This window comes from Psychrobacter immobilis, from assembly GCF_904846065.1.
GTDB classification, from domain to species: Bacteria; Pseudomonadota; Gammaproteobacteria; order Pseudomonadales; family Moraxellaceae; genus Psychrobacter; species Psychrobacter immobilis_H.
The window spans coordinates 2,665,123-2,689,131 of record NZ_CAJGZV010000001.1 but is presented as its reverse complement, the minus strand read 5'-3'; the positions used below and the strand labels follow the sequence as shown (position 1 = coordinate 2,689,131).

General features: G+C 42.8%; 22 protein-coding genes. 14 read left to right on the top strand and 8 right to left on the bottom strand.

Annotated elements, in window-relative coordinates:
• Positions 1 to 9 precede the first annotated feature (9 nt).
• Complete coding sequence (locus JMW64_RS11165; protein WP_227676006.1) at positions 10 to 306, top strand: hypothetical protein; 297 nt, start codon at positions 10 to 12, stop codon at positions 304 to 306.
• A gap of 82 nt (positions 307 to 388) precedes the next feature.
• Here the strand turns inward: JMW64_RS11165 and JMW64_RS11160 are convergent, their stop codons facing one another.
• The gene (locus JMW64_RS11160) at positions 389 to 820 is read right to left on the bottom strand and encodes a cell division protein ZapA (protein ID WP_055124735.1); all 432 of its coding nucleotides are present in this window, start codon (positions 818 to 820) and stop codon (positions 389 to 391) included.
• 116 nt (positions 821 to 936) lie between these two features.
• Positions 937 to 1,377: a hypothetical protein gene (locus JMW64_RS11155; protein WP_055124734.1), complete on the bottom strand. Its 441-nt coding sequence runs from the start codon at positions 1,375 to 1,377 to the stop codon at positions 937 to 939.
• 232 nt (positions 1,378 to 1,609) lie between these two features.
• On the opposite strand from JMW64_RS11155, the gene JMW64_RS11150 reads away from it, so the two are divergent.
• The 6 genes from JMW64_RS11150 to JMW64_RS11125 all read left to right on the top strand — a co-directional run bounded on the left by JMW64_RS11150 (position 1,610) and on the right by JMW64_RS11125 (position 7,648).
• Entirely contained in the window at positions 1,610 to 2,263 is a 654-nt protein-coding gene (locus tag JMW64_RS11150; RefSeq protein ID WP_201554725.1) for a UPF0149 family protein, read from the top strand.
• A 296-nt stretch (positions 2,264 to 2,559) separates the two neighbouring features.
• Positions 2,560 to 3,045: a nucleoside deaminase gene (locus JMW64_RS11145; RefSeq protein ID WP_228139025.1), complete on the top strand. Its 486-nt coding sequence runs from the start codon at positions 2,560 to 2,562 to the stop codon at positions 3,043 to 3,045.
• Positions 3,046 to 3,180: 135 nt separating this feature from the next.
• Entirely contained in the window at positions 3,181 to 4,401 is a 1,221-nt protein-coding gene (argE, locus tag JMW64_RS11140; protein WP_201554723.1) for an acetylornithine deacetylase, read from the top strand.
• A 122-nt stretch (positions 4,402 to 4,523) separates the two neighbouring features.
• The gene (locus tag JMW64_RS11135) at positions 4,524 to 5,258 is read left to right on the top strand and encodes a LysE family translocator (protein ID WP_201554722.1); all 735 of its coding nucleotides are present in this window, start codon (positions 4,524 to 4,526) and stop codon (positions 5,256 to 5,258) included.
• Between the two features lie 788 nt (positions 5,259 to 6,046).
• Positions 6,047 to 7,261, top strand: coding sequence for an RtcB family protein (locus JMW64_RS11130; RefSeq protein ID WP_201554721.1), 1,215 nt, complete (start codon positions 6,047 to 6,049; stop codon positions 7,259 to 7,261).
• A gap of 141 nt (positions 7,262 to 7,402) precedes the next feature.
• Entirely contained in the window at positions 7,403 to 7,648 is a 246-nt protein-coding gene (locus JMW64_RS11125; RefSeq protein WP_201555156.1) for a hypothetical protein, read from the top strand.
• Positions 7,649 to 7,766: 118 nt separating this feature from the next.
• On the opposite strand, the gene miaB is transcribed toward JMW64_RS11125, so the two are convergent.
• Positions 7,767 to 9,257 carry a tRNA (N6-isopentenyl adenosine(37)-C2)-methylthiotransferase MiaB gene (gene miaB / locus JMW64_RS11120; RefSeq protein WP_201554720.1) on the bottom strand — a complete coding sequence of 497 codons (1,491 nt, stop codon included), beginning with the start codon at positions 9,255 to 9,257 and terminating at the stop codon, positions 7,767 to 7,769.
• Between the two features lie 386 nt (positions 9,258 to 9,643).
• Between miaB and JMW64_RS11115 the strand changes: the two genes are divergently transcribed.
• The 4 genes from JMW64_RS11115 (at position 9,644) to JMW64_RS11100 (ending at position 14,774) form a co-directional block, all read left to right on the top strand.
• A complete protein-coding gene (locus JMW64_RS11115) occupies positions 9,644 to 11,782 on the top strand; it encodes a lytic transglycosylase domain-containing protein (protein WP_060491774.1) in 2,139 nt (712 codons plus the stop codon).
• Positions 11,783 to 12,311: 529 nt separating this feature from the next.
• Positions 12,312 to 12,953, top strand: coding sequence for a T2 family ribonuclease (locus JMW64_RS11110; protein ID WP_055124727.1), 642 nt, complete (start codon positions 12,312 to 12,314; stop codon positions 12,951 to 12,953).
• 371 nt (positions 12,954 to 13,324) lie between these two features.
• The gene (locus JMW64_RS11105; RefSeq protein WP_201554719.1) at positions 13,325 to 14,314 is read left to right on the top strand and encodes a malate dehydrogenase; all 990 of its coding nucleotides are present in this window, start codon (positions 13,325 to 13,327) and stop codon (positions 14,312 to 14,314) included.
• Between the two features lie 220 nt (positions 14,315 to 14,534).
• Positions 14,535 to 14,774, top strand: coding sequence for a DUF2789 domain-containing protein (locus JMW64_RS11100; RefSeq protein WP_045444148.1), 240 nt, complete (start codon positions 14,535 to 14,537; stop codon positions 14,772 to 14,774).
• Between the two features lie 115 nt (positions 14,775 to 14,889).
• Here the strand turns inward: JMW64_RS11100 and ribF are convergent, their stop codons facing one another.
• A complete protein-coding gene (gene ribF / locus JMW64_RS11095; RefSeq protein ID WP_060491773.1) occupies positions 14,890 to 15,930 on the bottom strand; it encodes a riboflavin biosynthesis protein RibF in 1,041 nt (346 codons plus the stop codon).
• A gap of 270 nt (positions 15,931 to 16,200) precedes the next feature.
• Here ribF and JMW64_RS11090 point away from each other — a divergent pair, with 270 nt between their 5' ends.
• Positions 16,201 to 16,800 (top strand): GNAT family N-acetyltransferase, encoded by a 600-nt coding sequence (locus JMW64_RS11090; RefSeq protein ID WP_060491772.1) that lies wholly within the window; start codon positions 16,201 to 16,203, stop codon positions 16,798 to 16,800.
• Positions 16,801 to 16,929: 129 nt separating this feature from the next.
• Here JMW64_RS11090 and JMW64_RS11085 read toward each other — a convergent pair whose 3' ends face one another.
• The 4 genes from JMW64_RS11085 to ampD form a co-directional block, all read right to left on the bottom strand.
• Positions 16,930 to 17,559, bottom strand: coding sequence for a hypothetical protein (locus tag JMW64_RS11085; protein ID WP_201554718.1), 630 nt, complete (start codon positions 17,557 to 17,559; stop codon positions 16,930 to 16,932).
• 111 nt (positions 17,560 to 17,670) lie between these two features.
• Positions 17,671 to 19,221, bottom strand: a complete 1,551-nt coding sequence (gene murJ / locus JMW64_RS11080; protein WP_055124723.1) for a murein biosynthesis integral membrane protein MurJ — start codon at positions 19,219 to 19,221, stop codon at positions 17,671 to 17,673.
• A gap of 158 nt (positions 19,222 to 19,379) precedes the next feature.
• The gene (locus JMW64_RS11075) at positions 19,380 to 19,898 is read right to left on the bottom strand and encodes a hypothetical protein (protein WP_201554717.1); all 519 of its coding nucleotides are present in this window, start codon (positions 19,896 to 19,898) and stop codon (positions 19,380 to 19,382) included.
• A 48-nt stretch (positions 19,899 to 19,946) separates the two neighbouring features.
• On the bottom strand, positions 19,947 to 20,531 hold the full coding sequence (gene ampD, locus JMW64_RS11070) for a 1,6-anhydro-N-acetylmuramyl-L-alanine amidase AmpD (protein ID WP_201554716.1): 585 nt from the start codon (positions 20,529 to 20,531) through the stop codon (positions 19,947 to 19,949).
• A gap of 385 nt (positions 20,532 to 20,916) precedes the next feature.
• Here ampD and JMW64_RS11065 point away from each other — a divergent pair, with 385 nt between their 5' ends.
• Together JMW64_RS11065 and JMW64_RS11060 are read left to right on the top strand one after the other, a co-directional pair.
• Entirely contained in the window at positions 20,917 to 23,019 is a 2,103-nt protein-coding gene (locus JMW64_RS11065) for an Lnb N-terminal periplasmic domain-containing protein (protein ID WP_201554714.1), read from the top strand.
• A gap of 83 nt (positions 23,020 to 23,102) precedes the next feature.
• Positions 23,103 to 23,960 carry an NAD-dependent epimerase/dehydratase family protein gene (locus tag JMW64_RS11060; RefSeq protein WP_201554713.1) on the top strand — a complete coding sequence of 286 codons (858 nt, stop codon included), beginning with the start codon at positions 23,103 to 23,105 and terminating at the stop codon, positions 23,958 to 23,960.
• Positions 23,961 to 24,009 lie beyond the last annotated feature (49 nt).

The following is a 24,009-nucleotide window of genomic DNA, read 5'->3' as shown; positions in this document are numbered from 1 at the left end:
AGCACTGCCGTGTTTGCTGTTATCATTATCATCATCGTTATTTGGATAGTAATGTGGGGGTTTTATAAATTTATGTACCCGCGTGCGCCCAAAAGCATGATGCCAAAAAAAGGGGATGTGATTACACCGCGTCAGTGCAATTTTTGTGGCAACAGCTTAGCTGAATACCGCGGCGTCCTTGAAACCAAGCCCAACTTGGCTGCAAATAGTGAGAGTGCTATTGGCGAAAACCAAGCATTGTTTTTTTGCAATTATGAGCATCAAGCAGACTTTCATGCAGGTAAAGTTTATAACTCTAATGTATAAATAATTATATTATGACTTAGGCATAAAAAAGCGCTTGGCTCATCAGAGCGAAGCGCTTATTGTTTCGTCGCTTAATATGCGCTTATAAAACAGACTGTGCGTCTTTCATAATTTTATTTAATAGCGCTTCAGATTGTTTGTCTTGCTGTAGTCGATCTTCATCGCTTCTTTGATTGGTGTGTATTTTTTCATACAAATTCAAGCAGCACAGTACTAAGATACTTTCTTGACTGAGGCTTGGCGCATCTCGTTTGAGATCTAGCGCATGGTTATTGATATACGAGACAGCTGAGAGCAGCTCTTCTTGTTCGTGTACTGGGCAATATATAGGATAAGTGACACCCGCAATTGCAATATCAACCTTTTTGATTTGTGGTTCAGGGATAGTGGTTTTCACAGTAGCACTCGACGTATTTGAACCAGTTGCAGCGACTGGTTGTGGTTTAGAAGAAATATTCTGCTGTTGGCCATTTTGTGGCTTTTTTTCTATAGAGTTTTTGTGGTCATCGGTCATGATAAATCCTACAATGTCTGGTCAGTAAAATGAGTAATATAAAATATTACCGTTTTGATTTTGTCGGTTTCATTAGCAAGTAGTGGTGATCGGTCATCGTTTATTGCTATCCCTGATCAGCCTTCTACTTGATCGATGTGAGTTAAGCGTTTTAATACAACTTGTGTACGCTCAGCTGCCAATTGATTCTTTTTCTGCAGCTCACTGTTTTGCTGTTTAATATCGCTATATTGCTGCTTTAATTCATTATTTTGTTGCTGTAACTGGCTGTTTTGTTGTTGCAATTGGCTGACCTGTTTTTGCAATTTATCTTGCTCTTCGCCTATCATATGATGCGCTTCAGCCAAGCTTTGGTAGCGCTTGTCGAGATCGTTCAATTGTTTTTTGGCACCGTCGCGTTCGCTATGACTAGTGTTGAGCTTGGTCGTTAATGCTGCAAGCTCTTGAGGGTCGCTAACAGGATGCTGTTTGAGGCTGCTAAGTTCAGCACTGACAAGCTGATACTGTTTTTTTATGTCGAGTATCATTTTTTCTAATATTCTAAGTTGATCATACATAGTCAGTTTTTATCCTTAACAAGTAAGCGTGAATGAATTTTGTTCTCTGCGTTTAATAATGCCATAGGTGACCGCATAATATCTATATCAACAAAGTAATTACCTATATTAGACGTTGTTTGTTTATTTTTATTAGCCATGGTTTGATTGATAATATCAAGCGATGTCTCACACCTATTTTATTCGTCTATTTTTATTTTTTGAGCAATAATCAATTACTAGGATCTTTATTATGAATGACAATATCTCTGGCTGGAATACATGGCTGACTGCTTTTGATGACTGGACTGACGTATCTATCAGCGAAGTGCATGGCTTGATGACAGGGCTTATGACTGCCTGTAATGCGCCTGATGAGCAAGTATGGGCTAAGGTATTTGAGGAGCTCAGTTTTGCGCCTTTACCTGATGAGGCATTGACACTGTTAACAGAAGAAGCGGAAGACACTGTTTTTCAGCTTAAAGACAAAGACGATGCTTATTCTTACACGCCATTAGTACCAGATGATGAACATGATTTGTACGAGCGCGTGATGGCATTGAAACAGTGGGCAAATGGTTTTATGACGGGTTTTGGGATTACCGACTGTGGTCTAAGTGGTGACGAAAATGAGATGTTGTCTGATTTGGCTAAAATCGGTGGTATTCGCTTAGAAGATGATGAAAACTTTGAAGGTGGCGAAGAGTCTTATCTGCATATTTATGAGTTTGCGCGCATGGTGCCAGTGAGCTTTGCCACCCGAACGCGTAAACCTGTCAAAGATATCGCTCTAATTGCTGGACTGGCTATCGATGCCAAAACCACCAAAGAGCTGCAGGCAGAAGGCAGGTTACCAAAGCCAATGCCGCCAGTCGTTGATGCGATGAATCAAAACCGTCCTTCATAATAAAGACGCTATCGTAAGAAGCAATCTGTCATAAAAGCCAACTTATTATCCATGCTAGGGCGTGTCCTCAATCTACGAGAAAGCGACTAAATGGGCTAAAAATAGTTAAATCTTGCAAAACTACGTCAAATAGCTGGTTAATGTCCCGATATTATCTGCGCTATTTTTCTGATTCGGCTATCATTTATCTCATTTTTATCACCATTTTTAAAATGAGAACACGCCCGAGTATTTTCTAAAAAGATATGAGAGATTTTAAGAGTCATTAATGGCGCTTAGGTAATAGAAGGGAGATTATGATGATTACCGATAATGATATGATGTATTTGCGCCGCTGCGTAGAGCTTGCTACTGAAGCTTTAGAGGCGGGCGATGAGCCATTTGGTAGCGTATTGGTCGACGGCGACGGTCATGTGCTGCATGAAGATCGTAACCGAGCCAATTCTGTCGATGCTACTTATCATCCTGAGATTGCCGTTGCTAAATGGGCAGCAGCAAATATGACAGCGGAGGCGCGCGCTAACGCTGTGGTTTATACCTCAGGCGAGCATTGTGCCATGTGTTCGGCCGCGCATGCGTGGGCAGGGCTTGGTCGTATCGTTTATGTCAGCTCATCAAAACAGTTGGATGAATGGATGCAGGAGATGGGCGTAAAATCCTCATCACCGATCAATTCATTAAGTATTCAAGAAGTGGCTCCGAACATACCAGTACAAGGTCCGATTGCAGGCTTAGATGCAGAAGTAAAGGCGCTGCAACAGCGCGCATTTCAAAGATGCTAACGCTTTCTATTTTTACCATTCCAGAAATTACAGTAGCGAAAAATGAGTGCGAGTACTACATCTAGTAGGCTTGGAAAATTTAACATCGCTAACCGTATTTCTAAAATCGGTATTATATCGTGATAAGGATATTTCATGACTTCGAACAATAATAATCAGCTCAAAAATACGTCTTACCCTGCGCATAGTATCGATTGGCTAACGCGTTTGATTGCTTTTGATACGGTCAGTCGCCATTCAAATTTAGCATTGATTGAAGATGTGCAAGCGTACTGTGAACAATTAGGTTTGATAGTAGATTTGACTTTTAATGAAGCCAAAAACAAAGCCAATCTATTCGTTACTGTGCCAGCAGGGGCAAACGCTGACGAAGTCAATCACGGTCTGGTGCTGTCTGGTCATACTGACGTAGTACCAGTTGATGGTCAAGATTGGACGTCAGATCCATTCACTGCGACGATACGTGGCGATAAGCTATATGGACGCGGTGCGTGTGATATGAAAGGCTTTATCGCTTGTGCATTGACATTATTACCACGCGCTGTGCAGTTATCAAATAGCGGTCAGTTACGTCGTCCACTGCATTTAGCATTGTCATTCGATGAAGAAGTGGGCTGTTTGGGTGCGCCATTGATACTGGCAGATTTGAAAGCGCGTGGTATCACACCTGATTATTGTATCGTCGGTGAGCCAACCAATATGACGATGGTTGTGGCACATAAAGGCATTGCCGTTTATCGTTGCCGCGTCCATGGTAAGTCTGCGCATTCGTCATTGACCGCCCAAGGTGTCAATGCTATCAGCTATGCCAGTCGTTTGATTGGTTATGTTGATGAGTTGGCAGAAGAGATTAGTCATCGCAGTGATAATGATGCGCTGTTCGATGTGCCTTATTCCACATTGTCTGTAGGCACGATTCGAGGTGGTACCGCGACCAATATTGTGCCTAATTTGTGCGAGTTTACCTTTGACTATCGTAATCTGCCGCATATGACACAAGAGGATATTCTTGCACCGATTCAAGCGAAAGTGGCAGAATTAAATGCCCAGATGCAAGCACGTGCTGCCGATACCGGCATTGAGCTGATGCAAGAAGAAAGCGTACCGGCAATGACTGATAACGACAGTGCTGAATTGCAATCGTTAATAGCCGCACTGACTGGAGATAACGAGCGTCATAAAGTGGCTTATGCAACTGAGGGCGGGCAATTTACCAATGCTGGCATCCCAACGATTATCTGCGGTCCCGGTAGTATTGAGCAGGCGCATAAAGCTGATGAATATGTCGAGCTGAGTGAAATTGAGCGCTGTGATGGTTTTTTACAGAAGTTATTAGACAGCTGTACGATCAATTGATGGATTAAATCAGCAAGTGACGAGTTAGCAGAAGAGACACCGTCGTTATGGCGGTGTTTATTTTTTAGCAGTTTGGCATTATTACGATAAATTTTTATAAATAATAAAGTAGGGGTTGGTCGATGTCTTGGCATCTGTTTGCAGTATTCTTTGCAAGTACGTTTTTTATTTCAGCGACCCCAGGTCCAAACATGCTACTGGCATTTCAGTATGGCATGAACTATGGCGTAAAGCGCACATTGTGGACGCTGGCAGGACTGAGCCTTGGGTTGTTTATTTTGCTGCTATCGACACTACTTGGACTCGATGTGATCAGTCGCCAGTCGCCTTGGTTGTTGACAGTCATTAAAGCAGTGGGTGCGGCGTATTTAATCTATCTGGGTATTAGCTCTTGGCGCGATGTAGGCGATGGCAGCTTGATGAGTGATGCTCGTGAAATGAGCGAAGAAGTCGCGGCTGAATATTCTATTTCTGGCAGTGAAGATACAGCTGGTACACCGCAGCCACGTTCGCTCTCAAGCGCAGCGGTGAGAATCTCGCCAAGCAATGTAACCTTGTTCCGTACAGGTGTTTGGGTATCGCTATCTAACCCCAAAGCCATCTTATTTTTTGCAGCTTTTTTCCCCAAATTTATCAATTTTAGTGCGCCGTTATGGCCGCAATATGTTTTATTAACGATAGGGTTGTTCTTAAGTGAAACAATTTGGCAGATCGTATATACCTTGGGTGGCAAAAAGCTAGCAAGCTGGCTCGATGTTGGTAATCGCTTAGCTTGGCTCAATCGTGGATGTGGGGTAATATTTATAATTATCGCTGCTGCTTTATTGGCTGAAGTGATAAATAGTTTTATAGCTTAAAAACTACTGATAAGATTTTAAATTAAAGTGATTAATTGAACACACGTTTATTAAATTATTTTCTATACAAGCCAAATTAATTATTGACTTTAATTTTTAAATCGTTATTATTGGCTCATTGATTTATATTGCTTATCTTTCATAAGCGATAAATCGTTTCAATTAACCTGCTATTGTCGTCCTGACATTAGCCACAACCTATGGAGGAATCATCGTGTCCTATATAACTACCAAGACGTTTTTAAAGATTGAATGTGTAAACCACATGACAGCAATGACACCTTCGAAAAGGTTTGGCTAAATTTTTATATAAGCTATTGAGTGATGTCCTATTTACTGATATCAACGAATAGCCTTCTGTATCTACTTGAGCTATCTCTTTTCTAAGTCTACTGTGCCAAATTTGCTCTGCGATCATGCTAAGCCATATTGCGCTTGCTGTTATCTGTTTACCTAACATTTTTCTTTACCGTTATTGCTAATAAAGCGACTCAGGCTATGATTTAGCTAAAGCTTTTCTATGCGTATAATATTTACGCTGTGGCCGACGGTTCTGATCTATATTATCTTTCTTTAAAATGTCTATAATAAATCAACCATGAATTTTTATTGATTTTTTAATTAATAAGAATACGGTATTTTATTGCCTAAATTTTATAATTTATTAATTTCATTTCTTATTAAACGTTTCGTTTAATTGAGATAGATAAGTAATATCTAAAAATTATAAAAACTGGTAATGATAAAAAATGCATGGCTATAAAATAAAAAAATGGAAATAACAAATTATGAGCATTCAATTAGTATTAAACGAAAATCGAAAACACGGCGTACCAGTCAAGATTTATACCTCGGACGTTGAGCAAGGTGCGATGCAGCAACTACGCAATTTAGCCCAGCTAGAGTTTGTGCATTCACACATTGCAGTGATGCCCGATGTGCACGTTGGCAAAGGCGCTACAGTCGGCAGCGTGATACCGACCAAGTCAGCCATCATTCCTGCTGCAGTTGGGGTAGACATTGGCTGCGGTATGAACGCCGTACGTTTGTCCCTGACGGCGAGCGATCTGCCTGATAGCTTACGGTCGTTACGATCGATCGTTGAGCAGCAAGTGCCAGTCGGCTTCAATATGCACAAACAAATCCAAGCCAAAAACTCCACGCTTGATCCGTTAGGTAAACGCCTAAAACCGATTACTGATAAACACCCGGGTTTGCTTAAAATGCTTAAAGGTTTTGAGCGTACTTGGGCGAAGCAGTTGGGAACACTCGGCGGTGGCAATCACTTTATTGAGCTGTGCTTGGATGAGAACAATGATGTCTGGGTCATGCTGCATTCTGGCAGTCGCGGCATCGGTAATTGTATCGGCCAGTACTTTATTAACCTTGCCAAAAAAGAGCGTCAATCGCGCTTCGGTCATGTGCCAGATCGAGATTTGTCTTACTTTGCCGAAGGGTCTGATAGCTTTGCTGATTATGTCGAAGCAGTGGGCTGGGCGCAGGACTACGCGTTAGAGAACCGCCGTGAGATGATGCGTCTCGTCATTAAGTCATTGCAGTCGCCACAAGCGGGATTACCACGATTTCAGCTGACCAAAGAAGCAATCAATTGTCATCATAACTATGTCAATGAAGAGGTGCATTTTGGTGAGCAAGTCTATGTGACCCGTAAAGGTGCGATCAGTGCCTATGCAGGTGAGCTTGGCATTATCCCAGGTTCTATGGGTGCCAAGTCCTTTATTGTGCGTGGTCTGGGCGAAGCTGAATCGTTTTGCTCATGTTCACATGGGGCAGGGCGACAGATGAGTCGAGGTAAAGCCATGCGAGCATTCACCATCGATGAGCTAAAGGCGCAGACGGATGGCGTCGAGTGTCGCAAAGACAAAGGTGTCATCGATGAAATACCCGGAGCGTATAAAGACATTGATGAAGTGATGGCCAATCAAGCTGACTTGGTCGAAGTGGTGCATACGCTGAAGCAGGTCATGTGTATTAAAGGCTAACGAGTTAAACCATAGCGAGCCACGACGGTGCCAATCGAGCTAAATGTACTAAGTGTACAATTTGCGCTCGATTTTCTAGTCGTGACACCACCATGCTATCACTCGAATATATAGAACGATACTAGAAATATAGGTAACAACATGAGCTTAAAACAAACCCTAAAAAAGGCCAAGCAAATTGAAAGGCAGTTAGAATGTCAAAACGATGCTGATAATAATCCAAGTCAGCATTCTCTAGGCACAGTCAAGCCGCGCAACTACTTAGCACTGGACCCACTATTAAGAAAAGGTGGTATTCACGAAAAGGAAGATATCGATATCGTTCGAAAAAAACGTCGCCGTGAGACCAAGCAGCAATTGCGGCAGACAGACTGGTTATCGGAATAGGTACCAGTCAAATATAGAACAGCGATTCATTATTTTATGAGTCAATAACCATCAACAAAAAAGCCGTTCGCTACCAGTAGCAAACGGCTTTTTCTTACTCAAACTTATAACTTAACGGTTATGCCAATACTTCTATTAGCTCACCTTTTACCATGTGCGGGCTGACGAAATCAGTAATACTTACGCTCACGAGTTTACCCAACATCTCATCCATTTTTTCAACATCATGAGGGAACATGACGGTACGGGTATTATCCGCAGTACCGATTAAGCAATCAGGATGACGGTTGGCAACTTGCTCCACCAACACACGTGTCGTGGTGCCGACCATTTCATGAGTTTTCGCAAGTGTTGAGTCAATGATGACTTTTTGAAATTCAGCCAAGCGCTCTTTTTTAGTTTTGAAACTCACATCATCTGGCAATTCTGCCGCTGGTGTGCCCGGACGTTTAGAGTAAATAAAGCTGTAAGAGTGATCGAAATTCAATTCTTTTGCCAAGTTCAACGTATCTTGGAAATCTTGATCTGTCTCGCCAGGGAATCCAATAATAAAGTCACTCGATAAGTGAATATCTGGGCGAATGGCTTTAAGCTTATTAATCTGATTGATATAGACATCAATCGTGTGATTGCGCTTCATCGCTGCCAAGATAGCATTCGAACCACTCTGTACTGGCAAGTGCAAGTGAGAAACCAGCTCTGGCAATTGTGCATAGGCATCAATGATGTCATCTGTGAATTCTAGCGGATGGCTGGTCGTATAGCGAATACGCTCGACACCATCGACATGCGAGACATAATGTAATAGCTCAGCGAAACGGCAAATGCTGCCGTCGTCTTTCTCACCGCGATAGCCGTTGACGTTTTGACCCAATAGGTTGATTTCACGCACGCCTTGCGCCGCCAAGCTATCAATTTCAGCCAATACGTCGTCGAGTGGACGTGATAGTTCTTCACCGCGGGTATAAGGCACCACGCAAAATGAGCAATACTTCGAGCAGCCTTCCATAATAGAAACAAAGGCTTTAAACCCTTCTACTCTTGGCTCAGGCAAAAAGTCGAACTTTTCGATACTTGGGAAGGATACATCAACTGTGCCGATACGATTTTTTGGTGCAATCTCACGCTGTTCATGTGATTGATCATACAGCTCTGGTAGACGATGCAAGGTTTGTGGGCCAAATACCATATCGACATAAGGCGCACGTTTCTGAATATTGTCGCCTTCTTGTGAGGCAACACAGCCGCCAACACCGATCACAAGGTCAGGACGCTTTTCTTTGAGCTTGCGCCAGCGACCCAATTCTGAAAATACTTTCTCTTGCGCTTTTTCGCGGATAGAGCAAGTATTCATCAGCAATACATCGGCTTCATCGATATCGTGTGTGACTTCCATACCGTGGGAATCACCGAGCACGTCCAGCATTTTACCAGAATCATAGACGTTCATCTGACAGCCCTGCGTGGTGACGAAGACTTTCTTAGTCGCTGTTTTGACAGGTGCTTGGGCTGAACTTGATTCTTTGAGTGCAGTGACAGCAGGCGCAGTAGCGGTTGTTTCAGCGACAGCAGTATCATCGATGCGGGGATTAAATACAGTAACACTCATAAGGATAAGTCCATGATTGACTAAAAATATAGCGTGATAGGTGATTAACAGGTGGCGTATTTTATCACAACCCTATGACAATGTGAAAAATTAGCAGGGTCAATTGTTGGTCGTCATGATAAATTATTTATAACAGTATCAATTGTTTACTGCTACTAATAACGCGTTTGGCAAAATTATGGCTTGCTATCACTTCTATGTTACACCGTGCTATCGTATTTATTAACAAAAGGTAAAGGTGATGGTTGAAAGTGCAACGAGTATAGTATGATGAATGCGACCATATTAGCGCGATTGATTAAATCGCGATTTACGCCGTTTTGGCATTGTTATGCTAAATATATTATTTAGCCAAATCATTTGGACACATTACAAAGAGAGTCAGTATGACAAAGCCGCAGGTTGCTCATAGCATCAAGGATAGAGAATCTATTAAGCAAAATGAAGATGCAAAACGAATGAAAGCAAGGACGCTACGAGTCAGTGCGTTAAGTTTGGCGACAGCAATGAGTGCGCTAGGATTGTCACAGGTGGCTTGTGCTGAGCTGACGTGGGGCGAAGAGGACAGTTATCAGCAAGAAGGCAGCTATCAACAAAACAGTGGCTATCAGTCAGACAATGGTGTGAGCTCATTTACAGCAGCGGCAATTGCGGCAGAACGCGGTGATGTCAGTGCCTTATACAATTATGAGCAAGCAATGAGCGGTGGTTTGTTTGCCATGTATCCCACTTATTGGCGGATGAATTTAGATCTTAATTCGCAAAGTTCGGCGGCAGTATCACAGTTTGTGCGTCAATATCCAAATACGGTGATGGCAGAAAAGCTGGTGGCTGATTTTGCTGAGACCAAAGCAGGATCCAATGATTACGCCTCAGTACGCCAAGTTGCGAATTTGATTACCAATGCGGATGCCAGTGAGCGCTGTGCGGTTGCGCTTGGGTTCAATAATGGCGGCGATACTATGCGGGCTATGGCAGCCAAGTCTGAAGTTTGGTTGACGACCAAAAAGCAGCCCGCCTTGTGTGACCAGCTCGCGATGGAGATGAATAATAACGCGCTGATTAGCAATCAGGATCGCGCGGCACGCCTCAAGCGTATGTTACGCAAAGGCAAAACGGGTGACATTATGGCATTGTCATCACGTTTAGGAACGCCCATTGCTTATTCAGCATTGAGTGAGATTCAACTGAATCCGTCTGCTTTTTTTAGCCGTTTTAGTCGAGAACCTGCCAGTCAAAACAATCAATACTTATATCTATATGCCATGGGACGCGTTGCTGATAAGTCTTACCGTGAAGCTGCATTACAGTTGGATTTTGATGTTAAGCAAGACAATCAGCGTTCAGTTAAATTGTTGAATGCGGAGACTCGTCGCTATGCGTATCGCATCCTTGGGGTGCAACGTATGAATCATAATACGGATGATGGTTTTAATGCTGAGGCGGTTGACTGGTTCCGCAATAGCCTAGACGAAGATTTTAATTTTGAAGAAGCTGAAGATTATGCCATGGCAGCGATTCGCTTTAGCCGCTGGGATGATGTGGTCGAAGCCATCTCAAAAATGGAGGCTGAAACCCAAAAAAGTGACCAGTGGCAATATTGGCTGGCTCGCGCTTATGAGCAATCAAGCGATGCTAACAAGCGTAATACTGCTAAAAAAATGTATCAAAACTTGGCAAAAAATAATGACTATTATGGCTTAATGGCAAAGGATAAAGTGGGTCAGCGTTTTGATGCCAGTCGTTTGGGTGGTAATAACTTACCAAATGTCAGTACCGCTGATCGCGCACGGGTTATGCAAGATGCCAACTTTGCGCGTGCTTTTGCTCTATATAATGCTGACGCCAGCCGTGCCTATGCCAATCGTGAATGGAACTGGGCGGTAAAGCAGGCGCGCGACAAGCGTGATGATAACTTGATTATTGCCGCTGCTCGTCAAGCCTATGATATGGGCTGGCTCGACCGAGCAATTTATGCCGTTGATAATACTGATAGAGTAGACAGCTTAGCGTTATCACATCCGATGCCGCATCAAGATGCAGTCGTACGTTATAGTCAGTCTGCTGGTATCGATCCTGCTTGGGCTTATGGCATCATGCGTCAAGAAAGTCGCTTTGTTGCATCAGCACGCTCAAATGTTGGTGCTAGTGGTTTGATGCAGGTGATGCCTGACACGGCAAAATACATTGCTCGTAACTTAGGTGAGACCTATAGTGCCAGCCGTGCCAATAGTGGCGATACCAATATTCGTTATGGCACGTGGTATATGGGTGATATTTTCGGTAAGCTAAACCGTCAACCTGTGTTGGCAACGGCTGGCTATAATGCGGGTCCGAACAATGCCAAGCGTTGGCAACCAGTATATGGTTCGCTCGCAGCCGACCAGTACGTCGAGTCGATTGCCTTTCCTGAAACCCGTAATTACGTTAAGCACGTGATGGAAAATGCCACCATTTATAGCAGTCTATTAGGTCGTAGTCAGCCTATTAGCCAGCGCATGGGCACGATACCTGCCGCGCTCTAAAGTACCAATGTATAAACCAAAAAAACCATTCGTGAGCAATCACTAATGGTTTTTTTATGTCACTTTTGATCGGGCAATCAAAGCTAGTTTTGTCTTGACGCGGTGCTTAATTTAATGCCCAATATCGCTGATGATGACATGCTAACGTTGCGATATTTTTGTACTATTGATGCTATCATTAGCTTATGTTTACGTTTCTGCTATAGATTAAAAAAAACGTTTTGCTACCATTGCATCAATTAGTGTCTTTTATACGTGCTTATAATAAGTGCTTATCAATCAACGCACACATTTTTGTTAGCTCTATTCTTAGTTTTATCAGTGTTCATACGTCGAACACTATGAGCTAAACGATAGCCCATGTTTTTATCATTGCTAGATGCCTTCAGCCCCTATGATCAAAAAATATTTCAATCTGTCCCTGTTATCCAAAGTTCGGCATCAGTCATCTATTCAGCAGATGCAGGTACGCTCGCTATCTACTCTGACGCCAGATTTAAACCAATCAAGCTCGATAACTAATACATCTATGGATAAACTAAATACGACGCTAAGTATCGGTGCATTAGTGATGTTGCAAGGCATTATGATGATGCCGGTACATGCCGCGAGCGCTGTTAAGAGCGGACAGCGGGTGTTGATGATTGAGATGACGCCAGCATTGTGTAGCATACAGCCGACACGTGCCCGCATGCGTCAATGCTTGGAGGGTTATTCGTTGACAGTATCAGGTCTGGATATGGGATATGGTGAGCGCTGCGGACGTGGTAGTGAGCCACGTCTGACACCGTTACAGTTAAAAGTCGTCAACCGTATCATGCCTGATACGACAGTACGTAGCCAAGCTTGGCAGCGTTATGGGGCGTGTAGTCCACTCAGTGCCAGTAGTTATTTCCGCCAGATTACCAATTACGCTGGCGCATTAAAGCTGCCTAACGAGCTTAATACAGGTAATAGCTATACGGTTTCTAAATCTCGATTTATCAGTCAAATGACTCAACTCAATAGCGGTATGTCCTCAAACAGTATTGATCTGATTTGCCAAGCGGGCAGTCGTCGTCAATCAACATTGACAGATATCCATATTTGTTATGAAGGGAGCGAATTTGGCACATGTCATAATGTTGTGAATAATTGTGGCAGTAAGTTCGTCATTTCGGGTGGAAAATAGTTTTTTTAGCCTATTTAAATGCTTATTGTTTGAATTGAGGACACGCCCTAATAATATTCGCTTATCTTAAGTGTTATATCACTATATATAACGCTTCTCAATGCTGTTATCAGCTGCCTTTTATTGCTTTATAGCACTGTATCCGTATAGGTTTACAGTAGGTATAAAAATCCTCCCGTATAAAATGTAACAATATAATCGGTGGTCGGCGTCTTATTGTCTCTAGACGATTTGCTGAACGAAGTGCTACACTAGCTCTCGGTTTATGACTGCTATATTCAGTAGGCAAGTCGCTATTTACAACGATAGTCATCCATTAGAACCATCAATCAGAATCATGAATTATCTAATCTATAATTAGGGAGTATTCAATGTCAATGAAACAGCCTTTACGTGTTGCCGTCACTGGTGCCGCTGGTAATATCAGCTATGCTATGTTATTTCGTATTGCATCTGGCGAGATGCTAGGTAAAGATCAGCCAGTTATTTTGCAATTGCTTGAAATCGCTCCAGCACTTGACGCCCTAAAGGGTGTGGTCATGGAATTAGAAGATTGTGCATTCCCTTTATTAGCAGGTGTTGTGCAGACTGATGATGCGACTGTTGCATTCAAAGATGTTGACTATGCTCTGCTAGTCGGTTCACGTCCTCGTGGTCCAGGTATGGAACGCAAAGATTTGCTAGAAGCCAACGCTGCGATTTTCTCAGCACAAGGTAAAGCATTGAATGACGTTGCTAGCCGTGATGTAAAAGTATTGGTAGTCGGTAACCCTGCCAATACCAACGCGCTTATCGCTCAGCGTAATGCACCAGATCTTGATCCACGTAACTTCACTGCGATGACTCGTTTAGACCACAACCGTGCCATGGCGCAGTTGGCTGGCAAAACTGAAAGCACAGTAAATGACGTGAAAAAAATGATCATCTGGGGCAACCATTCATCAACTCAGTATCCTGATCTGACTGCTGCTACTGTCAATGGTAAGCCTGCATTAGATTTGGTTGATCGTGAATGGTACGAAGCGACTTATATCCCAGAAGTACAACAACGTGGCGCTGCAATCATTAAAGCACGAGGTGCATCATCTGCCGCTTCTGCTGCCAACGCGGCCATTGCACACGTACGTACGTGGGCATTGGGTACTGATGAGAACGATTGGGTATCAATGGGCGTTTATTCAAATGGCGAATACGGTATCGCAAAAGGTTTAATCTACTCATTCCCATGCACATGCACTAACGGCGACTGGTCTATCGTAGATGGCGTTGATGTGTCATCAGATTTCTCTAAAGAGAAAATGGCAGCGACTGAGCAAGAGCTTAGCGAAGAACGTGATGCGGTCGCTCATTTACTACCATAAGCAGCCAATGTCATCATGTCATAAAGCTGTTTTATAGAAATTGATCAAAAAAAGCCCTCTAATGTAGAGGGCTTTTTTTGTGTCTTGTCTGCCTATCAAAATACAATTGATAACGTTAGATACACGTTGATTAACAGCTATTAAAATAAAGCTTGCTACAATAAATGTGTCAATTTAGATAATAAACACAAAGACACTCGTACCATTTAAGGAGAAAAGTATGTTGGGTGAACCAGAATACAATATGAATGAATTATTTGCACAGTTGGGACTTGATAGCTCAGATGCAGCGATTGATAGTTTTATTGAAAATAATCAGTTGGATAAAGAAGAGAAGTTGATAGAAGCGAGCATTTGGACAGACAATCAGCGTGCTTTTCTACAAGAAGAATGGGAAAAAGATGCGGAATGGGTAGAGGTCATCGATGACTTAAACGTACGTATGCATCCAGATGCTTAGAAAAACCAACTATTAAAAAACGAATTATTAAATAAAAACCCACAAACGTTATAAACGCTGTGGGTTTTTTTATAAATTATAAATATCGACGCCCGCATTTAAGCCTACTAGCTATCTAACTGGACTGCTGCTCTCGCCACTCAATCAATGCTTTGACATCATTATGGATTCCTGTTTTTAATGCTTCTAAGCCATCATAATGTCGTTCACCATGTAAATAATGCAAAAATCGAACCTGTAAAGTTAATCCATATAAATCGGCATTTAATTCTGGGAAATGCACTTCCAAACGCCAATCATGTTGTTTATCGACAGAGGGTCTGGTGCCAATATTGGCTGTCCCAAAGAGGCTATTGGAACGTAATCCTGAGATACCTGATTTGCCATCTATAGCAAGTGCCGATAAGCCATCAGCAATCACTTGCCCATCTTCGTCGAGGCTGACGACATCAACAGCAAAGATACCATGCAGGGCAGGTTTTAAACGCTGTAGGTCAATATTCGCAGTAGGAAAGTCCATGGTGCGACCTATTTTATCGCCACCAACGACCATTCCTGTAATCGCATAATCGCGACCAAGTAGCGCATTAGCAGCGTCAATATCACCAGCCAATAGTAAGTCTCGAACGCGAGTAGAGCTGATACGTGCCGCTTTACCATTATCATCGATGACGGTATGTAGGTTGGTAACATCTAAGCCGTAATTCCGTAAAAACTGACTGTCACCAGTACGGTCATGACCAAATTTGAAGTCATCACCCAACACCAACGCCTTGACATTTAAGCGCAGGGCTAAAATATCCGCAAATGCTTGGGCGGATAGCGAGCGAAACTCTGCATCAAATCCTGCCACAATCAAGGTCTCAACGCCATATTCTGCTAACAAAGCTTGTTTTTCAGCGAGATTAGTGAGTCGAGCAGGCGCGGTGGCTGGTGCAAAAAATTCACGAGGCTGTGGCTCAAATATCATGACAGCAGAACCAAGATTTTGTGCATGGGCAATATCACGGACTTGTTCAAGCATCGCTTGATGACCAAGATGGACACCATCGAAGTTACCGATAGTGAGCACACAGGGCGCTAAATCTACAGGGCTAGTATTTGCAGTCAAATTACTGGGCGAGGCAATCAGTTGCTCAAGAAAATAGGTGTTCATAAATTTTCAGCTATGATAGATAAGACCGGATAAAAAAGAAAAAACACACCCGTACCAAAATCAATGTGTTTAAAATCAGCCATTATAAAGTAAAATGACCATACTAACATCCTATAGTCTACTGACAATAAAAGTATGGCGCTATCCGCTCTGTCATCTTAAAATACCGTGATGCTTGTCCACATGCTTCTGTAACGACCCTCTTTATGGATGGATCATCTTGCAACAATTATCACTCATAGACTATTAATTAATAATTACGGAGACCTTATGCCCGTTGCTGCCTTAAATGCTGTGCCAGCTGTTTTGTTAGAACACTATCTCACTGATGAGTTTGTCGTGCAGCGTGCAAGTAGAGACGACTTGTCAAAGATTTTGGCGATTTACAATCAGACTATTGCAGGTAAGCAAGCCACTGCCAATCTTACCCCAGTGACTTGTGAAGAGCGTGCAGATTGGTTTGATGAGCATATAAATAGTCCGACGCGTCCTATTTATGTCGTAAAAGCGATGCATAAGACCACGCAAAATTCAGCAGAAGCAGGGACAGCAACAATCGTTGCATGGGGTAGCTTTAGCGATTTATATGCACGACCGGCTTATCATATCAGCACTGAGATTAGTATCTACTTGCATCAGGATTATCACGGTCAAGGGTTGGGCAGCTTATTGACATGCTGGATGTTGACACAAGCGCCAAGCCTAGGCATTCATAATGTGATCGCGCTTATTTTTGCGCACAATCAGCCAAGCTTAGGATTGTTCCGTAAGCTTGGTTTTGAGCAATGGGGATATATGCCAAAAGTGTGTGATATGCAAGGCTTTATCGCTGATGTTGTGATGCTTGGCAAGCCAGTGTCGTCAGATTAATATTAAATTTTGATTGGTATCAAATAAAATCATTGAAGATAAGATAGTTCAAGTTCAAGTTCAAGTTCAAGTGAATTAAGCTAAAATAACTTAAGCTAAAGTGATTTTAAATGAGGACAGCAAAGCGTCTTATCCTAGGATTTTCCATTGACCTTCAATTTTTTGCAGCTCATAAGTCAACGGTGCAGGCGCACTTTGTCCTTTTAGCATCAGCTCCCCAATGATGGTGGCACGGGTTTTATCATCACTGTATTTAGTATCGGTAATAGTGACGCCATCGACCGTTTGCTGAAAGGCATACTGGGTTTTAGCCAGCTCTTCTTCGAAGTTTGCCATATCTACTTTATAGTATTTAACAGCTTCCTTTACCTCGCCATAATACAAGCTATCTAGTGCTTGCTTGACAGTATCTTCCGGCGTACCAGCTTCGGTAGGATTGGTTACGAGGCTCTTTTTCTTGGTCGCAGAAGTGACTGGGTTGATATTATCACTATCAATCGCCGTTTCAGCTTTACCGCTGTCAGCCATCTGCTTGCTGTCAACTGTGCTATTCGCATCCACTGTTGACGTTTGATTAGCAGCGCTATTTTCAGCATCAACGCTTTCATCAGAACTGCCTTCAGCGATGGCTGCCGTATCTTCGGCACTATTAGCTGTCTTATCGTTATCGCTACAAGCACTCAAAAGCAGTCCAGTGGTAAGTACACCAGCGGTCAGTATGGTTGGTAAGCGTAGTAAGGTTGCTCGTTTGGTTGTCATTATTAGCCCTCAGATTTTATTTATTCGTTAATGGTTAATTATGGCAACTATCCGCATCATTCACTATCCATTCTCTTACTAAGCTTGTTTTGGTTTCGTAAGTGAAGCTGCTTAACCATGCTTTAGCTGGCGCGGACGGAAACCAGTGGCTAGTAATACCACGCCATAAACCAGCGCCCCTACGGCACACATAATGAGCAAAGCGGCGATACGTCGCCATTGAGCATCATCGCTAGGGAAATAAGGCAGCATGACATAAAGTACGCCAATCATAGCGCTGGTCGCAATCGCAAACTGGGTGAATAGTTTCTTCCAATGGCTGCCAAAGCGGAAAATATCACGTTTATGTAAGAAGTAATATAATAAGCCTGCGTTAACAAAGGCCGCGCCTGTGGTTGCTAAGGCCAAGCCGCCATGTAGCGGAATCTCTAAGAAATAAAATATACCGATGAAAATGACACTAAAAATCATGTTGGCAAAGACAGAAATGATACCGATTTTTACAGGTGTTCTGGTGTCTTGACGGGCAAAAAAAGCAGGGGCAAAGATTTTAATAAGCATAAAGCCTAAAATACCACCAGCCATACTACGTAATGCGAGCGAACTCATCTGCGCATCGCGTAAGGTAAATTCACCGCGCAAAAACAGTGCTTGCATCAGTACATCGGCAAGTATAAACAACGCTGCTGATGCCGGAACACCGACTAAAATGATTAAGCGTGCCGCCCAATCGATGGTTTTTTTAAAACTAACATCGTCTTTTTGCGCCTCACTCTTTGACAAGCTTGGCAAAATGACTGTACCGATTGCCACGCCAATCAAGCCTAATGGCAGCTCACTCATACGCTCTGCGGCATACAGCCAAGAAACCGAACCGCCAATCATCAATGACGCAAAAATGGTATTGAGCAGCAGATTAATCTGAGTGACAGAGACGCCAAAGATAGCAGGCAGCATGAGTTTTAAAATACGGCGAACGCCTTCATGCTGAAAGTCGACCTTGGGTGCGACCAGCAGCTTTTGTTGCCATAGCTGAGGCAGCTGTAGTAAGAATTGCAACAATCCTGCGATAGCGACTGCATAGCCTAGCGCCATGATAGGAACATCGAACATAGGGGCAAAAATTAGTGCGCCACCAATCATACATAGGTTCAATAACACGGGTGCAAAAGCAGGCGCAGCAAAGCGTCCGTAGCTTTGTAAAATGCCACTGGCAAAGGCGGTCATAGAAATAAATAGCAAATAAGGAAAGGTCAGACGCAGTAATTCAGCGGTAATAGCAAACTTACCTGGTTGATCCGCAAAACCGGGCGCGAATAAAGTTACGACCCACGGTGCCATTAAAATAACAACCACAGTAAGCATCGACAAAATTAACAACAGAGCGCCTGAAGTACGACTGACTAAGATTTGTACCTGCTGCAAACTATATTTTTCTTTGTATTCGGACAGTACAGGGACAAAGGCTTGACTAAAGGCACCTTCTGCAAACAGACGCCGCAAAAAGTTTGGAATTTTGAAGGCGACCAAAAAGGCATCCATCAGACCACCAGCGCCAAAGACGCCTAACAATACGACATCGCGCACCAGACCTAAGATACGAGATAGCATGGTCATACTACTGACCACCATGGTTGAACGAAATAACCGACTTTTTGCCATGAGAACCTATTGTGCTAATTTGTTTATTGAAGGTTGTTTACTGATGGTTGTTTACTAAGTTGCTGCTATCAAAAAGCTGACGGATTATAGCATTTTCATAATCGAGATAAATGGATTGGATGTGGAATATGACATTTGGAAAACTGAGGTTTCTTGCATTAAATCATTTTATAAATTTTGTTTAATATCTTAAATAGCTCAGCCCGCTTATCAATCATAGATTCTCTGTAGCTAGCTGCATCACTTTCATCAAAAAATATATCTAAAGACGATACTCTCTTTCTAAAGGATATAATTGTTTCACCATATGATCTCAATGAGACGGAAGCTTCGTCATAACCGAATAGTAGTAGTAATGATTCTGCTTTGGTCAGTTCGCTAAAGCTATCGTATAAATCATTTTGAGAATCTAATAGGTTGCTAGATGGTAAGATCGTACTATCTAGTAGTAATCTTCTACGCCAATCAGAAGAAAGTGACCAATACCTTAAAGCAATATTATTAAAATTCTCTACTTTTTCTGCAACTTCTTTTAACATCTCAAACTCACGGTCTACTTTAGATTTTTTGAGTTCATGACTATGTTGTATTGAAGATAATAGAAAAGCAATAACGCCTGCTATCAATGCGCCCAAACCTATTTTCACTGCTGAATCGACTACTTCAACCCAAGTCATAATATCTCTAATCGATGGTTAATAATTATTAAAGTTAAGTGAGTCTTTTTATTTTGATAGAGCGGCGACCATCTCACGCAATCTTGCCCATTCAAAATAATCACCGGGATCCGTTTTGCGACCGGGGGCAATGTCGCTATGACCTGTCAGATGACGACGAGTTTTGGGGTAGGCGGCATAAATGGCACAGATCACTTTTGCAAGTGCCTCATATTGTGCGGCGGTGAAGGACACAAAATCAGACCCTTCAAGCTCAATACCAATGCTATAATCATTACATTCAGGGCGACCCAAGTAGCTAGAGCGTCCAGCATGCCACGCACGCTCATTAAAATTGACAAACTGAGTAATCGTGCCATCACGCTCGATAAATAAGTGAGCTGAAACCTCTGCGCCTTTAATCGTTTGAAAATAGGGATGCGCCTCCCAGTCTAGCTGATTGGTAAATAATGCTTTAACGTAATGAATGCCGTCAGCATCAGACGCTCCGAACTCGCTCGGCGGTAGGCTGATATTATGAATAACAATAGTGTCAATACTCATATCTGTTGGTCGCAGATTGCAGTTTGGTGATGCAAGATAGGTGGCTGCCGATAATCTGCCATCGTTAATCGTTGTTGGTGTTATGGACATAATATTCTCTTTTATCATGATGTTAATAAGTGTGCATTGACCGCTGGTTGCTGGCTATTTTTTATTAATTAATAGCCATGCTGATAGTAGAAACTATTGATAATAGTCACTTTGACTAAGATATTTGGTGGTGTATCAAAAAGTATGCTGATTAAAATTTTAACAATTTTTGAGGCTTTGAAAACCCTATAGAACCAGAGAACTTAGTATAGATTTCTTATTGACTTTTATCGCCAGCATACTTTTTAGAACACCACCAGATATTTCAATGGTCTAGCTCGCATATAGTTTTTGAGATTATTTCAGTGGACGATCCAATCGGCATTATCAACCAGCCATCAATCACGCTATCGGCGTATGAATAATAACGTGCGAGGTTTACCCTATGTCTCTAAAGCCTAATTTTTTATCTGTAGATTGTACCCTAACTACTATGAGTCAACGAGCACGTTTACCACTTGCTATTGCAGGATTGCTACTCTCTGCACAAACGCAAGCTTTTTTGCCAACCCCAGCATCATTAGTAACGACAGGGGCATTGGCGCCTACGTCGCAAGCTGCTGCAATCGCTAATAATACGCCAAATAATGACGCTCCAGAAGATACTCAAGGGCTAGAAAAAAGCAACGCTGAGCAATTATTAGCCAAGTGGCGTGAGCAAGCAACAACACAAAATTTAGCCCAACATACGACATGGCGACGTTTGTTATATTTCTTTGATGATCAAAAGAATTTGATTGGTAAGAAAAAAGACACCAGCATGGTTGATGAAGCTGACTTTTTTTTAAGTGAGAATGGACAGCATGATTCAGCTGCCGAGCTTGATGCATTACTCGTCGCTCTCGCTAATGAGGTAGCGACAACGAATAACCGTACTGTTAAAAAAAATACTGCTAATAATTCGGTATTATGTCGTTTTCCAGCCCGCGTACAATGGCTGACCAATACATTAGACATTGATAAGGCGGCACTACAAGTTGACTGTCCAGCGCTTAATGAGTGGATGCAGAAGATCGCCCCCGAGCAGCTATCTATCATGTTTGCCCAAGAATATTTAGACAACCCTTTATCGGCCTTTGCTCATACTTTATTGCGTATCGACTCAAAAGCAAGTGTGGCAGATCCGAGCCAAATTCATCATTCGATTGCGTTGAATTATACGGTTGGTGGTAATCCAAAAGACAATTTTGTGGTGTATGCCGTCAAGTCAATGACTGGCCGCTATGATAATTTGATAGAAATCGATCCTTATCCAGAAAAGCTTGCCAAGTATCTGCAAAAAGATGAGCGTGATGCATGGACGTATCAATTGGATTTGACACCAGCGGAAGTGCAGCAGATTATGTTGCACGTTTGGGAAACCAAAGATTTAAAATTGCCGTATTACTTCACCACTGATAACTGCGCGTCTGAGATTTTACGCTTAATTGATGTGGTGCGACCGCAGCAGCATTTATTAAGTCGTCTACCTTATGCGGTTATTCCCTCAGATGTCGTGCAATTACTTGATGATGAGGGCTTACTCGCCAGCACCAACTATACTCCTTCTGATAGTACTTTACGCCAATCACAGTTGAATAAGGTCAAAGAGCAGCGTGAGCAATTCGGCTATCACAACAGCGCAAAACAGACGATCAATGAGATTAAATCTGCCCAACTTAATGCGGTTTCGAGCATGTCAGCTGATGGACAGACGTTATTGCAGCCTAATATAGCGGTATCAGATAATAATCCAATAGATAGACATCCGCTGCAACTGGCTCATATTGGACTAGGGCAGCGCGGTGATAATAACTATATCGATTTGGGCTTAAGAGCGGGCTACCATGATACTCTCGACCGTCCCTCAGGATTACCACAGTTTTTTGATTTAGAAGGCGCATCTGCGACTTTGCGCCTGTACGACACCGATAATGACACAGCCAATCAGCCAAACAGTGTGGTTTTGCAAAATGTGACATTGATTCGTGGGCGCTCATTTAATCCGGTCAATTCTGCCAAAAAAGGCAAAACGTGGGGCGCCAGCATCGAGGCGACGCGTGTGAATGATGGCTCCCAGCAAGACGGTCGCGATCATTTAGTTGGGAGCTTGGGCTATGAATCAGGTTGGTCATGGGCATTTGGTACGCCTCGCACAGGTACAGGCGAGATGCCGCCGCAGCTATGCTATACCTTTTTGTCCGGCACAGCGCAAGCAGGGCGCGGTATCAATAAAGGCTTTCGCGTTGGTGCTGGCGTGAATGCAGGCTGTCGTTATCAGATTAACAATCAGTTACGCGCGCAGGCTGAATTGCAACTGCCATATTGGTATCATGGCAGCAGTGATGAGTCTAATTCCCGTGGTCATTATTGGCAGCCGATATCGACATTAGGGCTGCAGTACGATATCGATAAAAAACAAGCATTACGCATTAATGCCAACTACGAATGGCAAGATCGTGTTGATGCCAATGAAGATGTACAGCTGTCGTACAGACGCTATTTTTAACATTTATTACTGAAAAAATGTATAGGTCATTAAAAAGATGTATAAGCAGTCATTAGAAATGGCGTTCGAATAAAGGATAAATGATGAGTACGCAAAATTTATTGATTATCGGTCAAGGTGATATTGGTTTGCCAGTCAGCAACCAGCTGGCACAGGACGGCTTGAATGTCACAGGTTTGGCTCGTGGTGAGCGCCATCATTACTCTTTGGATGATCACGCTGAATTTATGCAAGCCGATGCATTGACTCTGACGGCTGAGCAGCTGCAAGATTTTACAGCGATAGCAATTATCGTTACCCCCGATGATTATTCGACCAGTGGCTATCATAATAGCTACTTAGCAATTAGCCAGCATTTGGCAACGCTTGCGGACAAACTCACCAACCTTTCACGCATTGTTTTTATTTCATCAACGGGTGTTTATGGGCAAGATAATGGCGAATGGATTGATGACAATACTGTACCTGTGATGCCAGAGCGTGAAGCATCGCAAGTGATATTGCAAGCAGAACAAGTCTTGCAACAAGGCTTTGGTGATAAAGCCATTGTCATTCGTCCAAGCGGTATTTATGGACGCGCGCGTCTCATGCGTCTGCGCAAAGCCCGCGAACCACAAAAAGAAGCAGTGGCAGCCGCGCATTGGAGCAATCGGATTATGGATCGCGATTTGGTCGTTATCATCGCTAACGTACTGACTATCGATGCGCCCAAGCCCCTCTATATTGCTACTGATTATGCGCCAGTCACGACTTTTGAGTTGGGCGTCTGGTTAAGTCAGCAGATAAATGAAACGCCTCCTGCTCTTGACGGTAAAAAAATAGCGGTTACGGGAAAACGCTTGCACAGTAATATTCCATTAGCTTGGTTGGCATATCCTGATTGGCAAGTCGGTTACCGTGATATTTTGCGTCATCAAGAACAATATCAAGAACAACATTAAGAGTAATATGCCAGTTTGATTTAATTAGAATTATTTTTATATTTTATAG